The sequence below is a fragment of the Pseudomonas antarctica genome, assembly GCF_900624995.1.
GTDB lineage: Bacteria > Pseudomonadota > Gammaproteobacteria > Pseudomonadales > Pseudomonadaceae > Aquipseudomonas > Aquipseudomonas antarctica.
This window is the reverse complement of record NZ_UYXQ01000021.1, coordinates 50,112-65,828: the sequence shown is the minus strand read 5'-3', so window position 1 is coordinate 65,828 and position 15,717 is coordinate 50,112. Positions and strand designations below refer to the sequence as shown.

Annotated in this window: 21 protein-coding genes; 9 read left to right on the top strand and 12 right to left on the bottom strand. The window is 59.2% G+C overall.

What is annotated here, in order from left to right; genetic code table 11:
• Positions 1-88 precede the first annotated feature (88 nt).
• A complete protein-coding gene (locus E0F99_RS14360; protein WP_083359439.1) occupies positions 89-970 on the top strand; it encodes a LysR family transcriptional regulator in 882 nt (293 codons plus the stop codon).
• Here E0F99_RS14360 and E0F99_RS14355 read toward each other — a convergent pair.
• Positions 960-1,709, bottom strand: coding sequence for a sulfite exporter TauE/SafE family protein (locus E0F99_RS14355; RefSeq protein WP_083359440.1), 750 nt, complete (start codon positions 1,707-1,709; stop codon positions 960-962). The two genes, E0F99_RS14360 and E0F99_RS14355, sit on opposite strands and share 11 nt — an antisense overlap.
• A gap of 106 nt (positions 1,710-1,815) precedes the next feature.
• Between E0F99_RS14355 and E0F99_RS14350 the strand changes: the two genes are divergently transcribed.
• The 3 genes from E0F99_RS14350 (at position 1,816) to E0F99_RS14340 (ending at position 3,981) form a co-directional block, all read left to right on the top strand.
• Entirely contained in the window at positions 1,816-2,766 is a 951-nt protein-coding gene (locus tag E0F99_RS14350; RefSeq protein WP_083359441.1) for a LysR family transcriptional regulator, read from the top strand.
• An 80-nt stretch (positions 2,767-2,846) separates the two neighbouring features.
• Positions 2,847-3,299, top strand: a complete 453-nt coding sequence (locus E0F99_RS14345) for a MarR family winged helix-turn-helix transcriptional regulator (protein WP_083359442.1) — start codon at positions 2,847-2,849, stop codon at positions 3,297-3,299.
• 262 nt (positions 3,300-3,561) lie between these two features.
• Positions 3,562-3,981, top strand: a complete 420-nt coding sequence (locus E0F99_RS14340) for an organic hydroperoxide resistance protein (protein ID WP_083359443.1) — start codon at positions 3,562-3,564, stop codon at positions 3,979-3,981.
• A gap of 64 nt (positions 3,982-4,045) precedes the next feature.
• Here the strand turns inward: E0F99_RS14340 and E0F99_RS14335 are convergent, their stop codons facing one another.
• Together E0F99_RS14335 and earP are read right to left on the bottom strand one after the other, a co-directional pair.
• Positions 4,046-4,618, bottom strand: coding sequence for an elongation factor P (locus E0F99_RS14335; protein WP_083359444.1), 573 nt, complete (start codon positions 4,616-4,618; stop codon positions 4,046-4,048).
• A gap of 49 nt (positions 4,619-4,667) precedes the next feature.
• Positions 4,668-5,801 carry an elongation factor P maturation arginine rhamnosyltransferase EarP gene (earP, locus tag E0F99_RS14330; RefSeq protein ID WP_083359445.1) on the bottom strand — a complete coding sequence of 378 codons (1,134 nt, stop codon included), beginning with the start codon at positions 5,799-5,801 and terminating at the stop codon, positions 4,668-4,670.
• A 132-nt stretch (positions 5,802-5,933) separates the two neighbouring features.
• Between earP and E0F99_RS14325 the strand changes: the two genes are divergently transcribed.
• Positions 5,934-6,302: a hypothetical protein gene (locus E0F99_RS14325; RefSeq protein ID WP_083359446.1), complete on the top strand. Its 369-nt coding sequence runs from the start codon at positions 5,934-5,936 to the stop codon at positions 6,300-6,302.
• Between the two features lie 5 nt (positions 6,303-6,307).
• Positions 6,308-6,790, top strand: a complete 483-nt coding sequence (locus E0F99_RS14320) for a GreA/GreB family elongation factor (protein ID WP_083360478.1) — start codon at positions 6,308-6,310, stop codon at positions 6,788-6,790.
• Positions 6,791-6,795: 5 nt separating this feature from the next.
• Here E0F99_RS14320 and cysB read toward each other — a convergent pair whose 3' ends face one another.
• From cysB to E0F99_RS14295, 5 genes are all read right to left on the bottom strand, one after another.
• On the bottom strand, positions 6,796-7,770 hold the full coding sequence (gene cysB, locus E0F99_RS14315) for an HTH-type transcriptional regulator CysB (RefSeq protein ID WP_083359447.1): 975 nt from the start codon (positions 7,768-7,770) through the stop codon (positions 6,796-6,798).
• 103 nt (positions 7,771-7,873) lie between these two features.
• A complete protein-coding gene (locus tag E0F99_RS14310; RefSeq protein WP_083359448.1) occupies positions 7,874-8,374 on the bottom strand; it encodes a universal stress protein in 501 nt (166 codons plus the stop codon).
• 66 nt (positions 8,375-8,440) lie between these two features.
• Positions 8,441-9,358, bottom strand: coding sequence for a 5'-nucleotidase (locus tag E0F99_RS14305; RefSeq protein ID WP_083359449.1), 918 nt, complete (start codon positions 9,356-9,358; stop codon positions 8,441-8,443).
• Between the two features lie 15 nt (positions 9,359-9,373).
• Complete coding sequence (locus tag E0F99_RS14300) at positions 9,374-10,336, bottom strand: putative 2-dehydropantoate 2-reductase (protein WP_083359450.1); 963 nt, start codon at positions 10,334-10,336, stop codon at positions 9,374-9,376.
• Complete coding sequence (locus E0F99_RS14295) at positions 10,333-10,719, bottom strand: YbbN family protein (RefSeq protein ID WP_083359451.1); 387 nt, start codon at positions 10,717-10,719, stop codon at positions 10,333-10,335. The genes E0F99_RS14300 and E0F99_RS14295 overlap by 4 nt, the downstream gene beginning before the upstream one ends.
• On the opposite strand from E0F99_RS14295, the gene E0F99_RS14290 reads away from it, so the two are divergent.
• Entirely contained in the window at positions 10,718-11,152 is a 435-nt protein-coding gene (locus E0F99_RS14290; RefSeq protein WP_083359452.1) for a PilZ domain-containing protein, read from the top strand. The two genes, E0F99_RS14295 and E0F99_RS14290, sit on opposite strands and share 2 nt — an antisense overlap.
• A gap of 130 nt (positions 11,153-11,282) precedes the next feature.
• Positions 11,283-12,359, top strand: a complete 1,077-nt coding sequence (locus E0F99_RS14285; RefSeq protein ID WP_060753323.1) for a 3-deoxy-7-phosphoheptulonate synthase — start codon at positions 11,283-11,285, stop codon at positions 12,357-12,359.
• 64 nt (positions 12,360-12,423) lie between these two features.
• Here the strand turns inward: E0F99_RS14285 and E0F99_RS14280 are convergent, their stop codons facing one another.
• Positions 12,424-12,705, bottom strand: a complete 282-nt coding sequence (locus E0F99_RS14280; RefSeq protein ID WP_003189869.1) for a GNAT family N-acetyltransferase — start codon at positions 12,703-12,705, stop codon at positions 12,424-12,426.
• 609 nt (positions 12,706-13,314) lie between these two features.
• On the opposite strand from E0F99_RS14280, the gene oprI reads away from it, so the two are divergent.
• A complete protein-coding gene (oprI, locus tag E0F99_RS14275; protein ID WP_003172710.1) occupies positions 13,315-13,566 on the top strand; it encodes an outer membrane lipoprotei OprI in 252 nt (83 codons plus the stop codon).
• Positions 13,567-13,700: 134 nt separating this feature from the next.
• Here oprI and E0F99_RS14270 read toward each other — a convergent pair whose 3' ends face one another.
• From E0F99_RS14270 to E0F99_RS14260, 3 genes are all read right to left on the bottom strand, one after another.
• Positions 13,701-14,672 (bottom strand): L,D-transpeptidase family protein, encoded by a 972-nt coding sequence (locus E0F99_RS14270; RefSeq protein ID WP_083359453.1) that lies wholly within the window; start codon positions 14,670-14,672, stop codon positions 13,701-13,703.
• A gap of 84 nt (positions 14,673-14,756) precedes the next feature.
• Positions 14,757-15,047 (bottom strand): hypothetical protein, encoded by a 291-nt coding sequence (locus tag E0F99_RS14265; protein ID WP_058414681.1) that lies wholly within the window; start codon positions 15,045-15,047, stop codon positions 14,757-14,759.
• A gap of 58 nt (positions 15,048-15,105) precedes the next feature.
• Positions 15,106-15,711, bottom strand: a complete 606-nt coding sequence (locus tag E0F99_RS14260) for an arylesterase (protein ID WP_083359454.1) — start codon at positions 15,709-15,711, stop codon at positions 15,106-15,108.
• Positions 15,712-15,717: the final 6 nt, after the last annotated feature.

Sequence of the window (15,717 nt, the reverse complement as noted above, 5' to 3'; positions counted from 1 at the left end):
ACCTTTCTGACCTTTCATCTTCTCGCCCTCCAGTGGGGATGACGAGAGTGTGTGCCTGGCCTTATGATCAATCCAACGAATGTTTCTTATGCAATACATCTCAGAGATTGATCTATTGTCCGACTACCCAAGCATCGACACTGAAGTGCTGCGCACCTTCGTCGCCATCGTCGATCAAGGCGGCTTTACCCGCGCCGGCGAGCTGGTCAACCGCACGCAATCGGCGGTGAGCATGCAGATGAAGCGCCTGGAAGAAGACGTACTGCAGCGCAAGCTGTTCGAGCGCGACGGCCGCCAGGTGCGGCTGACGCCCGAGGGCCAGGTGTTGCTCGGTTATGCGCGGCGTATCCTCAAGCTGCACAGTGAGGTGTTCAACACCCTGCGCGAACCGCACATGGTCGGGTTGGTGCGCATCGGCACACCGGACGACTACGTGATGCGTTATCTGCCGGGTATTCTCAAGCGGTTTTCCAAGGCCTACCCGCTGATCCAGATTGAAATGCACTGCGAGTCGTCCACGGTACTGATGCAGCGTCGGGACCTGGCCCTGACGGTGATCAGCCGTGAACCTGGCAGTGAAATCGGCGAGCTGTTGCGCACTGATCGTATGGTGTGGGTAGCCTCGTCTTGTTTCTGCGTGGACGAGCATGAGGCCTTGCCTCTGGCGATTTCCGGCGCAGACTGCCTGTACACCAATTGGGCAAGGACGGCTCTGGAAGCGTCCGGACGCGATTATCGCCTGGCTTATCACAGCTCCAACGTGGCGGCGATTCAGGCGGTGGTCAACGCTGGCCTCGCAGTCATGATCAGCATGGAAAGCCTGGTCACTGAAGACCTGCGAATACTCGGCAGCGACGAGGGCTTTGCGGCGTTGCCGTCGATGAGCCTGCGGCTGCTGCGTAACCCTTCCATGAACTCCCCCATCACCGACTGCCTGGCGGAGTACATCCTCGAGGGCTTCAAACTTTAAAGGTCAGCATCACCGCACACACCGCCAGAAAGCCACAGAACAGGCCACGCAATATCCGCTCCGGCAGCGCGTGGGCGACTTTCACGCCCCAACTGATACTCAGCAAGCCACCGACCGCCATCGGCACACCGATCATCCAGTCCACCTCGTGGTGCCAGGCATAGGTCACGAGGGTCACACCGGTGCTGGGCAGCGCCAGCGCCAGCGATAAGCCTTGGGCGACCACTTGGGAGGCGCCGAACAGGCTGGTCAGCACCGGCGTGGCAACCACCGCGCCGCCCACCCCAAACAAGCCGCCCATGGAACCTGAGGCGGCACCCAGCACCCCAAGCCATGGCCACGAATAACGCATCTGCGCGGTCGGCGGCGCATTGCGGGTGAACAGGCGCAACAGGTTGTACGCCGAGAGCGTCAGCAGGAACGCGATAAACCCTAAGCGCATGGCGCCAGCATCCAGGCCGACCGCCCAGATAGATCCCAGCCAGGCAAAGCTGAAACCCATGACGCCCAAGGGCAACGCATGGCGCAACTCGATGCGGTTACGCTGGTGGTAGCGCCACAAGGCGAGCATCACGTTGGGCACCACCATCACCAACGCGGTGCCTTGGGCGAGCTGCTGATCCAGGCCAAACAACACACCAAGCACCGGGATGGCAATCAGCCCGCCACCAATGCCAAACAGGCCACCCACCGTGCCCAGGGCCGCGCCCAATATCAGGTACATCGCTAAATCCAACACCGCGCGTCACTCCAAAAGCCCAGGCCTTGCATGCTACGCAGTCGCTTCTGGCGTGGAAACGCACAGCAACGCACAATGGCTGTGCCAATCTCGCATAAGCGCGCCTATGAACCCAAATACCTTGACCGATCAACTGAGCCTGTTTCTGGACGTGCTGGAGACCGGCAGCTTTTCCGCAGCCGCCCGCCGCCACCCGCTAACCCCCTCGGCAGTGGCTCGGCGTATCGACAGCCTGGAACGCTCGGTAGGCAGCCGCTTGTTCCAGCGCAGCACCCACGCCGTGGTGCCCACACCGGCAGGCCTGGCCTTTGCCGAGCGAGCGCGGCGGATTGTCAGCGAGTTGCAACTGGCACGGGCCGAGGCGGTGTCGCTCAGCCATGCACCGGAGGGCCTGATTCGCGTGGACGCGCCAGCAGCCTTTGGCCGACGTCATCTGGCGCCGGTGATCGCCGACTTTCTGAATGTGTACCCGGGGCTGGATGTGCACCTGCATTTGATCGACAGCTTCGTCGATATGCAGGGCGCGCACTTGGGCAAGGTCGACCTGGTGTTGCGCGCAGGGCATATCGTCGACACTCGCTTGATTGCCACGCCGCTGGCCAGCATCGTGCGTATTGCCTGCGCCAGCCCGGCCTACTTGAAAAGCCGTGGCACGCCGACTCATCCACGCGAGCTGAGCGACCACGATGGCCTCGACTGGGACGGCCTGGCGCCGATGTTCGCCTGGCGCTTCGAGTTGGATGGGCGCCGCGCCACCTATCGGCCACAGCGCATTCGCATGAGTGCCAATAACGCCGAAGCGCTGCTCTCGGGCGCTCTCGCCGGTCTGGGCATTGCCCACCTGCCCACTTGGCTGGCCAGTGAATACCTGGTGCGCGGCGAACTGCTGCCGCTGTTTTGCGAAAACGGCCTGCCCAGCCCGGAAACCGCTGGCATCTACGCGCTGCGCCTGGAACAACAGGCCAACGCGCGCAGTCGGTTGTTGCTGGAATACCTCAAGTCACGCTTCAGCCCCGTGCCACCTTGGGATCTGGCATTGCAAAGCGGCTTGGTCTGACTCGGCAGACAGAATTATCTGGCGCATTAAAGGTTTGACCGCTAGATTCCAGCCCAGACACGCTTTTTCGAGGCACCGCCATGAGCAAAAATCCCGCCCCTTGCGAAAACCTGATGCTGGACAACCAGCTGTGTTTCGCCCTGCACTCTACGTCGCTGCTGATGACCAAGGTCTACAAACCACAGCTGCAAGCACTCGGCCTGACTTACCCGCAGTACTTGGCCATGATGGTGCTGTGGGAAGAAGATGGCTTGACCGTCGGTGAAATCAGCAGCCGCCTGCTGACCGATCCGGGCTCCCTGACCCCGCTGCTCAAGCGCCTCGAAGCCGAAGGCCTGCTCAGCCGCACCCGCAGCCGCGAAGATGAGCGCGTGGTGGTGGTGGAATTGACCCAGGCCGGCCGTACCCTGCAGGAAAAAGCCATGGGCATTCCCCAGTGCATCCTCGGCGCCAGCGGGCTGCAGCTGGAGCAGTTGCGTACGTTGCAAAGCGATTTGATTGCCTTGCGTAGAAATCTGCAGGCTAGCGTCTGACGCGGTAGACCAAACGCCAAATACCCAATGTGGGAGCTGGCTTGCCTGCGATCGCGGTACATCAGTCATGAATACATCGGCTGACACACCGTAATCGCAGGCAAGCCAGCCCCCACATTTGTTGGTGTGCTGTGTCAGGAGATGACTCATCGCAGAACATTTTTTTGCATTTACCTTGCGCACTAAACATTAGCGCTATACATTCACCTCACCAACTACTTAGTGCGCAAATATTTATCGCTAACCAAAAGAGGCCAACACCATGCAAACTCTCTACACCGCGGTAGCCACCGCCACCGGCGGCCGTGATGGTCGTGCTGTTTCCAGCGACAACATCCTCGACGTCAAGCTCTCCACCCCCAAAGAACTCGGCGGTGCCGGCGGCCAAGCCACCAACCCGGAGCAGTTGTTCGCTGCCGGTTACTCGGCCTGCTTTATCGGCGCCCTGAAGTTCGTCGCCAGCCAGGCCAAACGCAACATCCCGGATAACACCTCGATCACTGCTCACGTCGGCATCGGTCAAATCCCCGGTGGTTTCGGCTTGGATATCGACTTGCACGTGAGTATGCCGGGCCTGGCTCAGGACGATGCGCAAAGCCTGGTCGATGCCGCTCATCAAGTTTGCCCGTACTCCAACGCCACCCGTGGCAACGTTGAGGTGCGCCTGCACGTGACGGTCTGAGCAACTGACGCCCACAAAAAAGCCCGACTCAAGGTCGGGCTTTTTTGTATCGGCGGGGCCAGAATTACTTCTTGGCGCGACCTTTGTACGAACCACCTTCGCGGGTGTCGATCTCGATCATGTCGTCGATTTCGATGAAATCGGCCACTTGCAGTTCGGTACCGTTAGCCAGCTTGGCAGGCTTCATCACCTTGCCCGAAGTGTCGCCGCGAGCGGAACCTTCGGTGTAGGCAACCTTACGCACGATGGTGGTTGGCAACTCTACGGAAACCAGGCGCTCTTCGAAGAAAATAGCTTCGCAGACGTCTTCCATGCCTTCTTCGATGAACGGCAGAACGGCTTCGATATCTTCAGCGTTCAGCTCGTACATGGTGTAGTCGGTGGTGTCCATGAACGTGTAGGTGTCGCCGCTGATGAAGGACAGGGTCGCTTCTTTGCGGTCGAGGATCACGTCTTCCAGTTTGTCATCGGCGCTGTAGACGATCTCGGTCTTGTAACCGGTCAGCAGGTTCTTCAGCTTGGTCTTCATGATTGCGCTGTTACGACCGGACTTGGTGAATTCAGCTTTCTGAACCAACCAAGGGTCGTTTTCGAGCTTGATGACGGTACCGGGTTTCAGCTCTTTACCAGTTTTCATTGCGTATATCCGAAATTTGGATGGGATTTACAAAAATCAAGGTGGCGTATCATATCCAACTTTCATAAAACTGTACCAGCGCCGTCGCAAGATCGGCTTGCAAGCCTTGTTCCAGACACCACGTTTCGGCATGCGCGCTCACTTCCGGCCAGTGCTCCAGCAGCATTTTCCAAGGTTGTGCCATTTCGCCATCAGCGTTCCAGGCTTGCCAAAGTGCGACCAGTGCCGCTTTGGCCGCTGGCGATAACGCGGCGGTGTACAGCGCCAGGAAGGCATCGAGCTTGTCCAGGTGGATGTCTTCGTCCTGGCGATAGATATGCCACAGCAACGGCCGCCCGGCCCACTGGGCGCGCACAAACGAGTCTTCGCCGCGCACGGCGTTGAAGTCGCAGCACCACAGCAAGCGATCATATTGTTCCTGGCGCACGAAAGGCAGCACCTGAACGGTCAGGGCGTCGCGTTGGTGAACATCACCGGCCGCCAAGCCATCAACGCCGAGCCAGCGCTGAACGTCACCGAGGATTCGTCCTTCCGGCACCAACAGATGAGTGGCACGCCCGTCCGTCGCCAACACGTCCAGCCAACCGGCGAGCGCGGCGTTTTCGTAGGCAAACAGCGACATCAGCCGCGCACCGGCTGCCGGAAATACGCCCAATGTTTGCAGGAAGTATTGCTGCGCAGCGCCATCGTGTTGAAACGCCTGACGCTGTTCCAGTAGGCCAGCCTCACGCAACAAGCCGCCCGTGCCGGGGCGAAAGCCGGGAAAGAAGAAGTACTTCTGCACGCCCTTGAACTTCACCGAAGGCAGACGATGGCAGCCCACTACCCAGTCTTCGGCGCTGAGGTAATCCAGGTTCATCCACAACGGCGTGCGTTCGCACGCGGCCATCGCTTCCATATATTCAGGCGGCAGTTGGCAGGCAAATGCGGCGATAACCACGTCAGCAGAAGGTGTATCGCGCCACTGCGCCGGCCATTGACGCACCTCCACGCCCTCCTGCCACTGCTGGTCGCGCTGCACATCGATCTCTGGGCACATGCGCTCGAAGGCCCGCAGGTCATCGACCCACAAGCGCACTTCACACGCGTGCTCCACCACCAATTGCCGGGCCAGACGCCAGGTCACGCCAATGTCGCCGTAGTTGTCGACGACGCTGCAAAAAATATCCCAGCGGGCTTTCATTCCGGGCTCCAACGCTCAAAGGCTCGATTGTCCGCATAAATGCGCCGATGCAGAAGGCTTGATCGCGATTATTCTGCACAGTAGCTGTGCGACAATCGCCGCCATGTCGCAAATGCCTGCCAGGAGGCCACCATGGCTGATCGTTCGTTGTCGCTGTTCAAGCTCAGTGTTGCTGTGGCGTTCGGCCTATGGCTTGGGTTTATCGCCATTGTGCTAACCACTTGGCTGGCGTCGCGCTACCTGTTCCCGCAGAGCCTGGCACCGGTTGCTCAAGCCGTTCAGCAATTGGGTCAACCGGCCGTTGTTGCGCCGCAGCCGCCGAACCGCATGTTCGAGCAATACCAGGAAAACCTTCGCAAGCAGGAACAGCAACACACCCTGGACCAGGCGCGCAACAACGCGCGTAACCTGTCCAACCCTAAATGCCAGTTCTGGCTGCAACAGGACCAGAACGCGCCCAATGAAAAGAGCAAGGCGAATGTCCTGCAATTCTGTGATTGATGACCATGAATAAGCACGCCGTCCTCCAGTTGATTCTGGACAAACTCAGCGTCGACCTCGACATCGCCCAACGTGCTGCGCAGACCGCTTACGAAACCGCGACCCACGAAGAAAACATCGCCGAAAACAAATACGACACACTCGGGCTGGAAGCGTCCTACCTCGCGGCCGGGCAAGCCAAGCGTGTCGAGGAGATCAAACAGTCGCTGGTGCTGTGTCAGAACCTGCAACTACGTGCCTACGATGATCAGCGCGGCATAGAAGTCGGCGCGCTGCTAGGCCTGGAAGACGAGAACGGTCGCCAGCAATGGTTGTTTTTGGCGCCCGATGCGGCAGGCTTGAAGGTGGACGTAGTGGGGCAACCGGTGACTGTCATCACCTCGCGATCGCCGCTGGGCAAAAGCCTGCTGGGCAAGTTCGAAGGCGATGAGGTGGAGATTCTGGTGGCGGGCGCTCGGCAACACTTTACGGTTACCGAGGCCCGATAAGCCACTCAGTGGACGGGCAGTTCTACGCCGTCGAACAGCGCTTCCAGTTCTTGCTTGTTATGGCACTGGATCGCCTTGGCCATGACCTCGCGGGTCAGGTGCGGCGCGAATTTTTCGATGAAGTCGCACATGAAACCGCGCAGGAACGTGCCCCGGCGGAAGCCGATCTTGGTCACGCTGGACTCGAACAGCTCGCTGGCGTCGAGTACCACCAGGTCTTTATCGAGATTGGTGTCGACCGCCATCTTGGCGACAATCCCCACGCCCAAGCCCAGGCGCACATAAGTTTTGATGACGTCGGCGTCAGCGGCGGTGAACACTACTTTCGGTGTGAGACCGCGATGGCTGAAGGCTTCATCGAGCTTGGAACGGCCGGTAAAACCAAACACGTAAGTCACGATCGGGTATTCCGCCAAGGCTTCCAAGGTCAGCTTCGGCAACTTGGCCAGTGGGTGACCTTGGGGCACGACGACGCAACGGTTCCAGCGGTAGCACGGCATCATCACCAGGTCGCCAAACAACTCCAGGGCTTCGGTGGCGATGGCGAAATCGACGGTGCCGTCTGCGGCCATCTCGGCGATCTGCATCGGCGAACCCTGGTGCATGTGCAGGGCGACGTCCGGGTATTGCTTGATGAAGTCGCGGATCACCGGCGGCAACGCATAACGCGCTTGGGTGTGGGTGGTGGCGATCGACAGGGTGCCCTTTTTCTCGTTGGAGAATTCCTGGGCGATCTGCTTGATGCTTTCGACTTTACGCAGGATCTCGCCGGCGGTGGTGATAATGCGTTCGCCGGCCGGGGTGACGCGGGTCAGGTGCTTGCCGCTGCGCGCGAACACCTCAACGCCCAGCTCGTCTTCGAGTAGGCGGATCTGCTTGCTGATACCGGGTTGCGAGGTGTAAAGGCTTTGAGCGGTAGCGGAAACGTTGAGGTCGTGGTGCGCCACTTCCCAGATGTAGCGCAGTTGTTGAAGCTTCATATGTGTCCCTCAAAGCAGATAGACGCCACGGGTATCAGCGACGGTATATAACTATATTAAAGGTTAGACTTATAAATCTAGAACTTTTTATCGTATTCACTGATCAGTTGTCATCACCGCGTCGACGTTGTAACGAAGGCACCATATAAACCGGCACTGTCGCCAGCTGCAGCACCCTCGCCGCCGTGCGCCCAAGCGGTGTGGCCGCAGCGGTTGCGTGGCTATGACTACCTACGATCAACAGGTCGACGGAAAGTTTACGCAGTTGGTCGAGAATCACCTCGCACGGGTCCCCCTGGATCACCCGCACCGAGCAAATCAGTTTCAAGTCTTGCTCCTCTTCCCCCAACTCCTCGCGAAAACTGTCCAGCACGCGCTGCTCGATGGTCGCCATCACCGTGGTCAGCCCCTGGCTTTGCCATTCACTCAAGGCCTTCTCATCAAGGTAGCTCTGCAACACCGATTCGGCGAACAGACCAATCGGCTCGACCACATGAACCACATACAAATCCGCCTTGAACGTTCGGGCCAGTGCCAGCGCATGTTGCATGACATAGGGCGCATACAGACCGAGGTCCGTGGCGTACAGCATCGAACGAATCATAGAACCTCCTGGACGGCCAGGATGGCGGGGATTGAATGAGCTTAGCAGCGCCTAAGGGACTTCGGCTTAGCTCTCGGTGTGGATTTTCAACTCATTGCTGATGCCATGGGGCACATGCCCGGTGGCCACCACTTCCCTGGCTTTCTCACAATGACCTGCCTGGTCATCGAAAAACACATCAGCGCCGAACGCCTCCAGAAACGCGGATTTATCCAGGCCTCCGAGGAACAGCGATTCATCCAGGCGGATGTCCCATTCGCGCAAGGTACGGATCACCCGCTCGTGGGACGGCGCCGAGCGCGCGGTGACCAGCGCGGTGCGAATTGGGCACGCCTCGTCGGCGAACTCACGCTGCAACAGGTTGAGTGCCGCCAAGAAACCTTTGAACGGGCCACCATGCAAAGGCTGACGCGCCGACTCGCGCTCGCTGGCCTGAAAGGCTGCCAACCCGTCCGACTGATAAACACGTTCAGACTCATCGGAAAACAGCACCGCATCGCCGTCGAAGGCAATCCGCAGTTCCTCACTCGAGGCCCGTCGCGTGCCGCCCGACAGAATGGTCGCCGCAGCAAAACCGGCGTCCAGTGCACTGCGCACGTCTTGCGCGTGGGTCGATAGAAATAGATGGCAACCAAACGCGGCCAGATAAGGATAAGGACTACGCCCACCGACGAAAGCGGCGCGGGAAATGTCCAGGCCGTAATGCTGGATCGAATTGAACACACGCAAGCCAGTGTCGGCACTGTTGCGCGACACCAGCACCACCTCGACACGGGCACGGCCAAGGCTGGCGTTGAGACTCAGAAGTTTTTTGACCAGCGGGAAGGCCTCGCCGGGTTCGAGAATTTCTTCCTCGTGTTCAATCTGATATTGGCGGTAGGTCTCGACACCTTCGGCCAGGTATATCGTATGGCTCTCGCTCAAGTCGAACAGTGCCCGCGATGAAATCGCCAGCACCAACTTGTCGCCCAATCCCTTTGCCATGGTGTTCCCCCCGAATCAGCGGTTGTGCCGATCCATAAAACTCAAGGCCTGGTACAGCGCCTCAATACGTGGCAATTCACACCCCGCCGCCTTCGCAGCGGCCAATGGCCGGGCGTAAATCGCCGCCAGCTCCAGCGGGCGCTTGTGCACATGGTCGTGGAACATGCTGGGCAGGTAGTCGTCCATGGTTTCGGTCATGGCGAACATCTGCTCGGCGTAGCTGGCAGGAATTTCATGGCCGCAGGCGTGGGCGCCCTTCACCACTTCGGCCATCAATGCCTGGATCAACTCGCGGCTGGATTCATCGGCCATCATTGCCGTGGTACCGGTGCCCAACAACACGGAAAGGCCGTTATACGGCACATTCCACACCAACTTGTGCCAACGGGCCAGGTGCACGTTAGCCATGGCCTGGGAGTCAATGCCGGCCGTGTGAAACAGCGCCGCCCCCGCTTCGACAATCGTCTTCTGGCGCACCTCATCGTTGGCCGCGGTACCACTGTGATAGCCAAGATTGACCCGGCCCAAGGCCTGATGCTCGACGACGCCCGGTGCGGAGCGGTGCACGCCGATGTAGCACAGGCCACCCAGCAAGTGCAGCGACGGCGGCAGGTGTGCGCGCAGGCTGTCTTCGACGTCGAGGCCGTTTTGCAACAGCACCACTTTGGCGTCCGGCGCGGCGACTTGGGCAATGGTCGGCGCGAGGTCCACATTGCCGGTGGATTTGGTGCCTACCAGCAGCCAATCGCACGCCGGCATATCAGCGGCGCGGGCATAGGCCTGCACCGGGTGCAGGTGCAACGTGCCATGCAGCGTGCTGTTGAGGTGCAGACCGTGCTCGCTGACCGCTGCGTATTCGCTGCGCAACAGGAAGTGCACATCGAACCCGGCACGCGCCAGCATCATGCCGTAGAACCCTCCGATGGCACCGGTGCCGATAATGCCAATGCGTGGCGACGGGGATGCAACTGCGGTCATGGCAAATCCTCTGGTGTGCGGGTAAGTGCGTCATTCACCGCTTCGGTAAGGTCGGCAAGCGTAAGACGCGTCTGTAATTGCCCAAGGAATTGACCCTCGCACACGAGGAACAACGCGGGCAAATGAAAGATCTGGTAGCGCTGGACCGCACCGCCGTTGTGCCCGGCATCCACCCAGCACACGCGGTCTACCGGCAAGCGCCAACCCGGCAGTTGCTGGCGTGCCCAGCGGCAACTGGAACAGCCGACACTGGTAAACACCAAAAGCGAAATACCTGGCAATCCCAGCAGTTGCTGGTCAATATCCAGGTCGGTCAATTCCAGTTCCTTCACTATACTGCTGCTGCTGCCGTCAACTGGACGGTGCTCGGAGTCCGTGTACATGGGTCGTTTTTTACCTCACCCTGATGATGTCGCTGTCGAGTTAATCCAACGTCCCGCTCCTGCCATTCCCCGCCAACGCCTGCACACTATCGGCCTGGGCGGCGTCGCCTGCAATTGCCCGCGTGCCTGGCGCCAGGGTACGGCGGTTGATTTGCGCATTCCGTCCCTGGGCGCCAGCGCCTGTTATCCAGGCTATGTAGCCTGGTGCCGCAAGGTCGAAAATAGCTATCGCATCGGTATTTCTTTTACCGATGAACACGCCTTATTCGGTGCGCGCATGGGCGAGCAAGTGTGCCAGATCGAACGCTACTGCCGCTTGCAAGAACACGCTGAGCCGACGCCTGCGCAACTCGAAGCCATGGCCCGCGAGTGGGTCTCGCGCCATGCCGGCGAATTCTCTCGTGAGACTTTTGTGGCGCCGGCGCTGGATTAAACCCGGCTTTGCCCATTGTCGCGGGCCCGTGTTACGCGCTAAGGTTCCTCCCCCCTGTATTCAAATCATGCTGTGCCCGCCGCACGGGGATGGCTGGCGGCCGGCACCCGTGACCCTGGCGAGTAACACGATGGCTGATTTACCGATCAATGACCTAAACGTCGAATCCAACGAGACCCTGATCACTCCCGATCAGCTCAAGCGCGAAATCCCCCTGAGTGACGCTGCCCTGCAGACCGTGACCAAGGGCCGCGAAGTTATCCGTGACATTCTCGACGGCACCGACCACCGCCTCTTTGTGGTGATCGGCCCTTGCTCGATCCACGATCTCAAGGCTGCCCACGAATACGCCGAGCGCCTCAAGGTGCTGGCGGCTGAAGTGTCGGACACCTTGTACCTGGTGATGCGCGTCTATTTCGAAAAACCGCGTACCACCGTCGGCTGGAAAGGCTTGATCAACGACCCGTACCTGGACGACTCGTTCAAGATTCAGGACGGCTTGCACATCGGTCGTCAGTTGCTGCTGGACCTGGCCGAAATGGGCCTGCCCACCGCCACCGAAGCCCTCGACCCGATCTCCCCGCAGTATCTGCAGGACCTGATCAGCTGGTCGGCCATCGGCGCGCGCACCACCGAATCCCAGACCCACCGTGAAATGGCATCCGGCCTGTCGTCGGCAGTGGGCTTCAAGAACGGCACCGACGGCGGCCTGACGGTTGCGATCAACGCGCTGCAGTCGGTGTCCAGCCCGCACCGTTTCCTGGGTATCAACCAGGAAGGTGGCGTGTCCATCGTCACCACCAAGGGTAACGCCTATGGTCACGTGGTATTACGCGGCGGCAACGGCAAGCCCAACTATGATTCGGTCAGCGTTGCGCTGTGTGAGCAGGCACTGAACAAGGCCAAGATCAAGCCGAACATCATGGTCGACTGCAGCCACGCCAACTCCAACAAGGACCCGGCCCTGCAGCCGCTGGTGATGGAAAACGTCGCCAACCAGATCCTTGAGGGCAACCAGTCGATTATCGGCCTGATGGTCGAGAGCCATCTGAACTGGGGCTGCCAGGCGATTCCAAAAGACCTGGCCGATTTGCAGTACGGCGTGTCGATCACCGATGCCTGCATCGACTGGTCCGCCACCGAAACCACCCTGCGCAGCATGCATGCCAAGCTCAAGGACGTATTGCCGAAACGCAAACGCACCTGACCTCAAACTGCGCACACAAAAACGCCAGGCTTAGCCCGGCGTTTTTCGTGGTGCGGCCGATACGTTACAGCTTCGCGGCATGGCGCTGGTGGCGCTCCATGTAACGCTCTACGTAAGAGCACGAAGGGATCACCGTATACCCGGCCTCTTCGGCGAACTTCAACGCTTCTTCGGTCAACGCCGCAGCAATGCCGCGACCGCGCAACGCATTGGGCACGAAGGTGCGATAGATATCCAGTGTCTGTTTACCGAGGTCCATATAGGTCAGATAGGCACGATGACCGTCCACATTGGTCTCGAACTGATGACCAGCCTGGTCATGGTGGATGGACAACGCCTCGCTCATCACTACTCCTCGCGGGTCTTGGATTTCGACCCCTACCTTACCGATGTTTTTCCGGCGAAGGAACATCTACGCCACCCCGTGCCGGTTTCGACAACGAGAAAACCTATAGCGCTCACAACCAGCACGTAGGGAATAGTAGGCGCCAATCCTGCAATTGCTCAAGGCGCACTCGTCATTCCCGTCGCTGGAGGTTACAGAAAGGGCATCGACCACTCTGTGATCGATAGCCTGAACATTGCCGGCAGTTGAAGCTTGAGACGAACTGCCGCTCTTAAAGTCACCTCTACATGCGCAAAAGATGCTGGGTGAGGTAAGGGCCAAGTAAAAAAAGTGTCAACGTCGATATATAAATTTTTACCCGTTTACGTGGCGTGGCACATGCGGGCCGCACCTTTCAGCGTGGATCCAGTTCCCGGCAAAATGAAAAAACTGGGCAGTTTTTATACAATCCTCCAAAATATTAGCCAAAACAGATTCGGCACAAGAATTTTTTTTGCTTCTTGCGCTACGTCAGTTTACTTACTACAAGTAATGAGTAGTATGTACGCCGGCTATCAGCTCACCCTGAGAAAGTAGCCATTTAATAGAAAGTCCTTGAAGGGGAACACGATGAACAACGTTCTGAAATTCTCTGCTCTGGCTCTGGCCGCAGTTCTGGCTACCGGTTGCAGCAGCGTCTCCAAAGAAACCGAAGCTCGTCTGACTGCAACTGAAGACGCAGCAGCTCGCTCCCAGGCTCGTGCAGACGAAGCCTACCGTAAAGCTGATGAAGCTCTGGCTGCTGCTCAAAAAGCACAACAGACTGCTGATGAAGCTAACGAGCGCGCTCTGCGCATGCTTGAAAAAGCAAGCCGCAAGTAATAATCCCTCGGGGTTGTTATCAAGCCGATCCATTCTTGGGTCGGCTTTTTTATTGCCTGCAATTGCGTCCTGAAAACCAGGCAATAAAAAGCCCGCCGCAGCGCAAGGCCGAAGCGGGCGTTTGAGTGACAGGCTTATTGCTGCAGATCGACCGGCGCACTGGACGCAACCGGTGCATTACCACCCGGCACACCAATCTGCGTGGGCAGACCATCTTCGGCCGCGACCACGTCACGCACCTGATCCCAGTTCACCCGCAGGTTGTTGGCCAGGTCTTCGCGTTTGAGCAAGGCATTGATAACCGCAGTGTGCTTGTCGACCACTGACGGTGTGCCGTCGTCGTTGAGCGGCGTATGCGCCTCGAGGTAGACCTTGCCGCCACTGCTGCCGAACTTGTAGGCATCGTTGATGATGCGCACCGACGTGCCGACCGGCACCATGTCGGCCATTTCCAGCACATTGTTGTTGAACATGCGGAAGCAACCATGGCTTGTACGCGTGCCGATACCAAATTTCATGTTGGAACCGTGGATCAAGTAACCCGGCGTGCCCAAGGTGAACTTGAACGGCCCCAGCGGGTTGTCCGGCCCGGCCGGCACCACGTTAGGCAGTGGATCGCCGTTAGCGGCGTGCTCGGCCTTGATCGACGCGGGGGGTGTCCAGGTCGGGTTGGGAATCTTGCCGGTGATGGTGGTGTGCGCAACCGGTGAACCCCAGCCTTCACGGCCAATACCCAACGGGAACGTGTACACCACGTTCTGGCCTTTTGGGTAGTAGTAGAGCCGGTATTCCGCCAGGTTGATCACAATGCCTTCGCGCGGGCCGGGAGGCAGGATAAACCGTGTGGGCAGCACAATTTCGGTGCCTGCGCCGGGCAACCAGGCATCAACGCCCGGGTTGGCCGCAACCATCTCCGAATAGCCCAGGTCATAAGTGGTGCCCAGGTCAGCAAAGGTGTCTTCGTACTTGGCTTTGATCACTTGGACCTGACCCACGATGTCTTCACCCGGCGGTGGCAGGGGCAACTGCAAGGCTGATGCCGACCCGGCTGCACAGAGGGCAGCGAGCGACAGCCAGCAGGTAACGACGGAAAGGCGCGACAACATCCGGAAAATCCTTCGCAGAACGACGGGTAGGAAAAAACTGATTGTATACGTGAAGCGAGCGTCAAGCACCCACCCACCCAGCGACTACTCGAAGCGCAGTTCCGGCCAGATCAACGGCGTGCCGCGCTTTTGCGATTCAAGAATGGCCCGGCACAGCGGGCACAGCCGCTGGTCCTGGAAGATCGAGCGATCCACCGACGACCAGCGTGGTTGCGCGGGCAGCAAGGTGCCGCAGAGCGTACGGTCGATGGAGCCACCCAGCTCCAGTTGACGTGCGACCAGATGCACCCGGACTTCCTGGCAGGCGAACAGATCCAACTGCTCGTCAGGCTCGATCAGTTGGTAGTTGAACAGGGACCAGGCAGGGCGCGACATCGGGGGCTCCAGATCGGGGGGGCGCCACCTTAGCCGAAAGCCTGCCGGTAGAAAAGCGTCATAGCAGCGGTTTTAGCGTCGGCCAGACATTTTCCAGCAACTTGCCCTGGGCGCCGACTGCCGGATGCAGTTGATCAGCCTGCATCAGCTCCGGATGGCCGCCCACGCCTTCAAGGAAAAACGGCACCAGCGGGACACTTTTTTCCTTGGCCAGGGCCCCATAGACCTCGGCAAACGCGGTGGTGTATTTCGGGCCGTAATTGGGCGGTAATTGCATGCCCAACAACAGCACCTTGGCGCCACCGGCCTTGGACTGGTCGATCATCGATGCAAGATTTTGTTTCAATTGCGCTGGCGGCTGGCCGCGCAGGCCGTCGTTACCGCCAAGCTCAATGATCACCAGGTCCGGCTTATGCTCTGCGAGCGCCGCCGGCAGCCGCGCCAGGCCTCCGGCACTGGTGTCGCCGCTGATGGAAGCGTTGACCACCTTATCGTCGAAACCTTCGCTCTTGAGCCTTTGTCCCAACAACGCCACCCACCCTTTGCTGGTATCCAGTCCGAAACCGGCACTGATACTATCGCCAACGATCAGGACTGTACCCGCCGCTGCGTTCTGGGCCATGCACATCAAGGCCAGGCCAGCACTCAAAAACCACATTCGCATTGGATT

Coding starts and splice junctions, on each gene's coding strand:
- E0F99_RS14345 (WP_083359442.1), top strand. CDS start 2,847: ATGAGCAAAAATCCCGCCCCTTGCGAAAACCTGATGCTGGACAACCAG.
- E0F99_RS14280 (WP_003189869.1), bottom strand. CDS start 12,705: ATGAGCGAGGCGTTGTCCATCCACCATGACCAGGCTGGTCATCAGTTC.
- E0F99_RS14260 (WP_083359454.1), bottom strand. CDS start 15,711: ATGCGAATGTGGTTTTTGAGTGCTGGCCTGGCCTTGATGTGCATGGCC.
- E0F99_RS14305 (WP_083359449.1), bottom strand. CDS start 9,358: ATGGCAAAGGGATTGGGCGACAAGTTGGTGCTGGCGATTTCATCGCGG.
- E0F99_RS14270 (WP_083359453.1), bottom strand. CDS start 14,672: ATGTTGTCGCGCCTTTCCGTCGTTACCTGCTGGCTGTCGCTCGCTGCC.
- E0F99_RS14335 (WP_083359444.1), bottom strand. CDS start 4,618: ATGAAAACTGGTAAAGAGCTGAAACCCGGTACCGTCATCAAGCTCGAA.
- E0F99_RS14325 (WP_083359446.1), top strand. CDS start 5,934: ATGGCTGATCGTTCGTTGTCGCTGTTCAAGCTCAGTGTTGCTGTGGCG.
- E0F99_RS14300 (WP_083359450.1), bottom strand. CDS start 10,336: ATGACCGCAGTTGCATCCCCGTCGCCACGCATTGGCATTATCGGCACC.
- E0F99_RS14285 (WP_060753323.1), top strand. CDS start 11,283: ATGGCTGATTTACCGATCAATGACCTAAACGTCGAATCCAACGAGACC.
- earP (WP_083359445.1), bottom strand. CDS start 5,801: ATGAAAGCCCGCTGGGATATTTTTTGCAGCGTCGTCGACAACTACGGC.
- E0F99_RS14290 (WP_083359452.1), top strand. CDS start 10,718: ATGGGTCGTTTTTTACCTCACCCTGATGATGTCGCTGTCGAGTTAATC.
- E0F99_RS14265 (WP_058414681.1), bottom strand. CDS start 15,047: ATGTCGCGCCCTGCCTGGTCCCTGTTCAACTACCAACTGATCGAGCCT.
- E0F99_RS14350 (WP_083359441.1), top strand. CDS start 1,816: ATGAACCCAAATACCTTGACCGATCAACTGAGCCTGTTTCTGGACGTG.
- E0F99_RS14320 (WP_083360478.1), top strand. CDS start 6,308: ATGAATAAGCACGCCGTCCTCCAGTTGATTCTGGACAAACTCAGCGTC.
- E0F99_RS14295 (WP_083359451.1), bottom strand. CDS start 10,719: ATGTACACGGACTCCGAGCACCGTCCAGTTGACGGCAGCAGCAGCAGT.
- E0F99_RS14310 (WP_083359448.1), bottom strand. CDS start 8,374: ATGATTCGTTCGATGCTGTACGCCACGGACCTCGGTCTGTATGCGCCC.
- E0F99_RS14340 (WP_083359443.1), top strand. CDS start 3,562: ATGCAAACTCTCTACACCGCGGTAGCCACCGCCACCGGCGGCCGTGAT.
- oprI (WP_003172710.1), top strand. CDS start 13,315: ATGAACAACGTTCTGAAATTCTCTGCTCTGGCTCTGGCCGCAGTTCTG.
- E0F99_RS14360 (WP_083359439.1), top strand. CDS start 89: ATGCAATACATCTCAGAGATTGATCTATTGTCCGACTACCCAAGCATC.
- cysB (WP_083359447.1), bottom strand. CDS start 7,770: ATGAAGCTTCAACAACTGCGCTACATCTGGGAAGTGGCGCACCACGAC.